We start from the raw sequence: 453 nt of genomic DNA on the forward strand, positions 1-453 counted from the left end.
CTCTTCGTCATCGAGATGGCGAGGTTTGGTATCAATCAGGCACAAGGTGCCCATTTTGTTACCGTCCGGCACGGTCAGTGGGTACCCGGCGTAAAAGCGAATATTCGGCGCGCCGGTAACCAGCGGATTGTCATGGAAGCGCAGATCTTCCAGCGCATCGGGGACCAGCATCAGCTCGTTCTGCAGAATCGCATGACCGCAGAACGAGACATCGCGGGACGTCTCGGTGGCATCCAGCCCCACACAGGACTTGAACCATTGGCGATCCTTGTCGACCAGCGTGACCAGAGCGATCGGCACGTTGAACAAACGCTTGGCCAAGCGCGTAAGGCGATCGAAACGTTCCTCTGGCTCCGAATTGAGATTCAGGCCATGCAGCGCGTCGATACGTGCAGCTTCATTGGCAGGCTTTCCGGGCACCAGCATGCGCACACTCCGTAGACAGTCATGCGT

Annotated in this window: 1 protein-coding gene; it reads right to left on the bottom strand. The window is 57.8% G+C overall.

The features are described 5' to 3' along the window. Positions 1 to 426 (bottom strand): GAF domain-containing protein (locus J5M71_RS28385; protein WP_207838960.1); only part of this gene is annotated, 426 nt, incomplete at its 3' end. Between the last annotated feature and the right edge of the window lie 27 nt (positions 427 to 453).

It is taken from the genome of Pseudomonas sp. 43(2021), from assembly GCF_017490805.1.
GTDB lineage: Bacteria > Pseudomonadota > Gammaproteobacteria > Pseudomonadales > Pseudomonadaceae > Aquipseudomonas.